Origin of the sequence: Streptomyces carpinensis (assembly GCF_002154505.1) — a bacterium.
GTDB lineage: Bacteria > Actinomycetota > Actinomycetes > Streptomycetales > Streptomycetaceae > Streptomyces > Streptomyces carpinensis.
On the sequence record NZ_MUBM01000339.1, the window covers coordinates 1 to 5,816 of the forward strand.

General features: G+C 70.3%; 6 protein-coding genes. 5 read left to right on the forward strand and 1 reads right to left on the reverse strand.

Translation table 11 applies throughout. The features are described 5' to 3' along the window. The 3 genes from BZY54_RS37090 to BZY54_RS37100 form a co-directional block, all read left to right on the forward strand. The coding region (locus tag BZY54_RS37090) for a DUF4937 domain-containing protein (RefSeq protein WP_107419926.1) at nt 1-534 on the forward strand (534 nt) is incomplete at its 5' end. 119 nt (nt 535-653) lie between these two features. Continuing rightward, nucleotides 654-1,322 (forward strand): histidine phosphatase family protein, encoded by a 669-nt coding sequence (locus BZY54_RS37095; RefSeq protein WP_086729706.1) that lies wholly within the window; start codon nt 654-656, stop codon nt 1,320-1,322. Nucleotides 1,323-1,325: 3 nt separating this feature from the next. Next, a complete protein-coding gene (locus tag BZY54_RS37100; protein WP_086729707.1) occupies nt 1,326-2,234 on the forward strand; it encodes an ADP-ribosylglycohydrolase family protein in 909 nt (302 codons plus the stop codon). A 267-nt stretch (nt 2,235-2,501) separates the two neighbouring features. On the opposite strand, the gene BZY54_RS37105 is transcribed toward BZY54_RS37100, so the two are convergent. Further along, nucleotides 2,502-4,049, reverse strand: a complete 1,548-nt coding sequence (locus tag BZY54_RS37105) for an MFS transporter (protein ID WP_086729708.1) — start codon at nt 4,047-4,049, stop codon at nt 2,502-2,504. 183 nt (nt 4,050-4,232) lie between these two features. On the opposite strand from BZY54_RS37105, the gene BZY54_RS37110 reads away from it, so the two are divergent. Then, nucleotides 4,233-4,856: a TetR/AcrR family transcriptional regulator gene (locus BZY54_RS37110; RefSeq protein WP_086729709.1), complete on the forward strand. Its 624-nt coding sequence runs from the start codon at nt 4,233-4,235 to the stop codon at nt 4,854-4,856. 83 nt (nt 4,857-4,939) lie between these two features. Continuing rightward, nucleotides 4,940-5,641, forward strand: a complete 702-nt coding sequence (locus BZY54_RS37115) for a ribonuclease HII (RefSeq protein WP_086729710.1) — start codon at nt 4,940-4,942, stop codon at nt 5,639-5,641. Nucleotides 5,642-5,816 lie beyond the last annotated feature (175 nt).

Sequence of the window (5,816 nt, forward strand, 5' to 3'; positions counted from 1 at the left end):
GGGCTTCTGGGGGAGCCGGGGTTTCGGGGGCAGGGGGGTGGCTGGAGCCGGGGGCGGCAGGGGGTGGCACACACCTTCGCCTTCTGGGAGAGCCGTGCCTTCTACGACTCCTTCATGGCCCGCTCCCACGACCGCCTGGCAGCGGCCCAGGCCGGCACCTTCAAGGATGCCCAGGTCCGGCTGTTCGACTACAGGTTCGACGTGAAGACGGGCTTCCAGCCGCGTTTCTCGGACGCCGACCTGCTGCGGGTGGCGCTGTGCCGGGTCCACGAGGAGCGCGCCGAGCACTTCACGCTGATGCAGGAGAAGGTCTGGAACCCGGCGATGGCCGGCTCGCCCGGGATGGTCCGCGGCCTGTTCGGCGAGGCGCCCGGCAACGAGTTCCTGGTGCTGTCGATGTGGCAGTCCTCCGCCGAGCACGGCAAGTACCGCACGGAGCGTGTGGAGCGTCTCGCGCTGCGTGCCCAGACGGAGGCCGACATCGCGGCCCTCACGGGCGACATCGTGGACCTGGAGCCCGCCTGGACGGTGTGATGTGCGCCCAGCAATCGTGTGCGCCCTGTGTGGTCCCTGGTGCACGACTCCGTGTGACCTACGCCGTACGAGGGCCGCTCGAGTCTTCGATCGGCCCTCACCCGATCTAGTGTTTTGGCATGGCACGACCACGGCGCATCATCCTTGTCCGGCACGGCGAGTCAACCGGCAACGTTGATGACACCGTGTACGAGCGCGAGCCCGACCACGCGCTGGCCCTGACCGAGCGGGGCTGGCAGCAGGCCGAGGAGACGGGCAAGGAACTGCGCGAGCTGCTCGGCCGGGAACGGGTGAGTGTGTACGTCTCCCCCTACCGCCGCACTCACGAGACCCTCCGCGCCTTCCACCTCGATCCCGATCTCATACGGGTGCGCGAGGAGCCGCGGCTGCGCGAGCAGGACTGGGGCAACTGGCAGGACCGCGACGACGTCCGTCTCCAGAAGGCCTACCGGGACGCGTACGGGCACTTCTTCTACCGCTTCGCCCAGGGCGAGTCCGGGGCCGACGTCTACGACCGGGTCGGCAACTTCCTGGAGAGCCTCTTCCGCAGCTTCGAGGCCCCCGACCACCCACCCAACGTGCTTCTGGTGACCCACGGCCTGGCGATGCGGCTGTTCTGCATGCGGTGGTTCCACTGGACCGTCGCCGAATTCGAGTCGCTGTCCAATCCGGGGAACGGCGAGATGCGGATGCTCGTTCTCGGGGACGACGGCCGGTACACCCTGGACCGGCCGTTCGAGCGGTGGCGGGATCCGGAACCGTACGGGATCACTGGATGGAGTGGCTGAGCAATGACCTCTGACTCCTCTGCCGGCGGGCGCCTGGAGCGCGCCCTGGCCGGCCTGCGCGGACTCTCGGTGGGGGACGCGCTCGGCTCCCAGTTCTTCGTACCGGCCAACTACCCGCTGCTCAAGCGCCGCGAGCTGCCGTCCGGCCCGTGGCCGTGGACGGACGACACGGAGATGGCCTGCTCCGTGGTCGCCGTCCTGGCCGCCCACCACCGCATCGACCAGGACGCCCTGGCGCAGTCCTTCGCCCACCATCACGACTTCGACCGGGGGTACGGCCCCGCGGTCAACCGCCTGCTGCGCCTCGTCCGGGAGGGCGGGGACTGGCGGGAGCTCGCCGCCGCGCTCTTCGACGGCCGGGGGTCCTGGGGCAACGGCGCCGCGATGCGGATCGCACCCCTGGGCGCCTGGTACGCGGACGACCCGGAGCAGGCGACCCACCAGGCCGAGATCTCCGCCTACCCCACGCATCAGCACCGCGAGGCCGTCGTGGGTGCCATGGCCGTCGCCGCGGCCGCCGCGCTGACCGCCGCCGAGGGCGGCCCGCCGAGTGCGGAGGCCCTGCTCGACGGCGTCATCGCCCTCGTGCCGGCCCGGAGCGCCGTCGGCGCGGGCCTGCGGCGCGCCCGCGACATGCTCGACTACGGCGACGCGGCCACGGTCGCCGCCGTCCTCGGCTGCGGTCGGCGCACGACGGCCCACGACACGGTGCCCTTCGCGCTGTGGTCGGCCGCGCGAAGCCTCGGGGACTTCGAGGGCGCCTTCTGGACGACCGCCCAGGCAGGCGGCGACGTGGACACCACCTGCGCCATCGTGGGCGGTGTGCTGGCCTCGGGAAAGGCGGGGGCTCCGCCGGCCGAGTGGGTCCGGCGCACGGAGGCGCTGCCCGACTGGGTACGGGCATCGGACTGACCCGGTCCGGGAACTCTCTGTGCCTGGTGGGAACTCTGCGTGACCGGCGCCCGTTGTACCGGCATCGGCTCCGCGTCGCACGGACGTGACGGTGCCGGTGGCAGCAGGTGGGGACACGTTTGGGGCGGTCATGCGATGGTCGTGGCTTCTGGTTGTCGTGCGGGCCGTCGCGGTCGCCTTGGCCGGACGGTGGCCGGTTGTCCGGTTCACCCTGTCCGGCTGCTGGCGGCACCAGTTGCGGACCGGCCGGTCCGCGCCGCCGTTCCGTCAGCCGATTCCCGGGCCCGCCGTTCCGGCCAGCGCTGCCAGGTCGCTCTTGCGGACCCGTATGACCAGCCCGGCGGTGGCCAGGGCGAGCACGGCCATCGCCACGGCCGGGACGAACGCGGTCGAGATGCCGTGGGCCAGGACGTCGTGCCCCCACGGGGCGGGCAGCTGATGACTCTTGGCGAACTCGGCCTTCTGCGTCGCCGAACCGTCCGCGAGGAACTTCGGCAGCTGCTTCTTCGCCTCGTCCGTGCTGGCCGAGCCGAACACCGTGGTGAGGATGGACAGGCCCAGCGACCCGCCCACCTGCTGGGTCGCGTTGAGCAGACCGGAGGCGGCGCCCGCCTCGTGCTGGGCGACGCCCGAGACGGCGGTGACGGTCACGGTCACGAAGTTCAGGCCCATGCCGGAGCCGAAGACCAGCATCGGCCCGAGCACCCCGCCGAGGTAGGAGCTGTCGGGGCTGATGAAGGTCAGCCAGACGAGCCCGATCACCGCCAGCGACGTGCCGGTGAGCATGAACGGCTTGGGGCCGAGCACCGGCAGGAACCGCTGCGACAGACCCGCGCCCACCGCGATGGCGGCGGTGACCGGAAGGAAGGCCAGCCCGGCCTTGATGGGGCTGTACCCGAGCACATTCTGCACGAAGAGGACGATGTAGAAGAACATGCCGAACATCGCCGCGGCCAGGCTGAGCATGATGACGTACGTGCCCGACCGGTTGCGGTCGGCGAACATCCTCAGCGGTGTGATCGGCTCCTTGGCGCGCCGCTCGGTGAGCCCGAACGCCAGCAGCAGGACCACGGCGGCGGCGAAGGACCCGACCGTCAGTCCGTCCCGCCAGCCGTCCTCCGACGCGCGGATGAAGCCGTAGACGAGGGCGGCCATGCCTGTCGTCGAGGTCAGCGCGCCCGCTATGTCGAAGCGGCCCGGGTGCCGTTCGGACTCGGCGATGTACCGCGGCGTGAGCAGCGCGATCAGCACACCGATGGGCACGTTGACGAAGAGCACCCAACGCCAGTCCAGCCACTCGGTGAGCATGCCACCGGCGAGAAGCCCGACGGCGCCACCGCCGGCGGAGACGGCCGCGAAGACGCCGAAGGCCCGGTTCCGCTCCGGTCCCTCGGGGAAGGTCGTCGTGATGAGCGCCAGCGAGGTCGGCGACGCGATCGCGCCACCCACGCCCTGCAGGGCCCGGGCGGCAAGCAACTGCCAGGGCTCCTGGGCGAGTCCGCCCAGCAGGGACGCGAAGGTGAACAGCAGGATGCCGGTCATGAACACCCGTCGGCGTCCGAGGATGTCACCGGCGCGGGCGCCCAGGAGCAGCAGACCGCCGAAGGTGAGCGTGTACGCGCTGACCACCCAGGTGAGATCGGTGGTGCTGAAATGGAGCGCGTCTTGAATGTGCGGGAGCGCGATGTTCACAATCGTCGCGTCGAGTACCACCATGAGTTGGCAGGCCGCGATGACGGTGAGCGCGATGCCGGGGTGCCCCTCCCGGCGGGCCGCACCCGGTTTCTGGTCCTGAATCAACTGAGAGGTCGTCACTATGGGTCCCCCACAACAGCTTTAGTGAACGGTGCCGTTCACTGCCGCGCCCACGGTAGTGAGTCCCCACTAGTGAACGCAAGCGTTCACTTGAAGGCGCAGCCCTGTGGCGTGTCCGCCTGCCACCGCCGCTCGGCCCCACACCCCCGAAAATCCCCGCTCACCGCTCGCTGGAGACGACTGATGGTTACCTCGCGCTGGACGGCCGCCCCCGCTCGGGCCGCCGGTCCTCGTCGGCGCGGCGCCGTGCTGGAACGCGCGATCCTCGACGCCGCGCTGGAACAGCTGGGCACGGTCGGATGGAAAGGCCTCACCATGGAGGGCGTGGCCGCCGGCGCCCAGACGGGGAAGGCCGCCGTCTACCGTCGCTGGCCGTCCAAGGAGGATCTCGTCGCGGACGCCCTGCAGGCCGGGCTGCCGAGCGTCGAGGAGGCGCCGGACCTGGGAAGCGTGCGCGAGGACCTCCTGGCGCTCTGCCGGCAGGCTCGTGACGCGATGTTCTCCCGCCCCGGCTACGCGCTTCGCGCAGTGATTCACGAATGCGATCCCGGCCAGGCGGAGCGCTTCCACGGCGTGATCTTCGACGGGGTCGTGGAGCCGACCATCAGGCTGCTCCAGGAAGTGGTCACCCGTGGAATAGGAAGGGGTGAGGTGCGGCCCGACGCGGCCAACGGCTATGTCTTCGACGCCATTCCGGCCATGATGATGTACCGGTCGAAGATGTGCACAAGTGAATGGACGGATCAGGACCTCGAGGACATGATCGACCAGCTGATGGTCCCGCTTCTGCGTCCGGCCGGACCCTGATCGCGGGGTGTCGCAGGTGGTGCGGGCGCTGGGGGAAACCGGGGTGTCGCAGCGGGATCAAGGCGGCGTAGGCTAAGGGCGCCATGCCGTACGAACCACCCACTCACACCGTCGAGCGCTCCCTTCGAGCCACGACCGGAGCGAAGATCATTGCCGGTGTCGACGAGGTGGGGCGCGGCGCGTGGGCCGGGCCCGTCACCGTCTGCGCGGCGGTCACCGGACTCCGCCGGCCTCCCGTGGGCCTCACCGATTCCAAGCTGCTCACCGTCAAGCGACGTACCGCCCTCGCCGCGGAGCTGCAGACGTGGGTGACGGCGTACGCCCTCGGGCATGCCTCGCCGGAGGAGATCGACGAGCTGGGGATGACGGCCGCACTGCGGCTCGCGGCCGTGCGCGCACTGGAAGGACTGCCCGTCCGTCCTGACGCGATCATCCTCGACGGGAAGCACGACTACCTCGGTGCCCCCTGGTTGGTTCGTACGGTCATCAAGGGCGACCAGTCGTGCGTGGCCGTGGCGGCGGCTTCGGTGATCGCCAAGGTTCACCGCGACAAAATGATGGCCGAACTGGGTGTCGACCATGCAGACTTCGGTTTTGCGGCCAATGCCGGATACCCGTCGCCCGTGCACAGGGCCGCGCTGGAGGAGCGGGGGCCCACCCCGTACCACCGGCTGTCGTGGGCGTATCTTGATGCGCTGCCCCGGTGGCGGCACCTCAAGAAGGCCCGCATCTGGGCGGACGGAGGCGTTCCGGAGATCGAGGGACAGCTCGGCTTCGACTTCTGACGGTTCCGCTTGCTCGATGGGGCACCCGCCCGCGTGAGCCGCACCAACGTTTGATAAATATCAGCCCATGCCTCTCATTCCCGAGGAGCCTCAGATTCACGAGAGCGCCCAGGGTCCCCGCGTCACTCCGGCCACCGGCCGCACCGCGCCGACCCCCCGTCCCGTACCAGGCCCC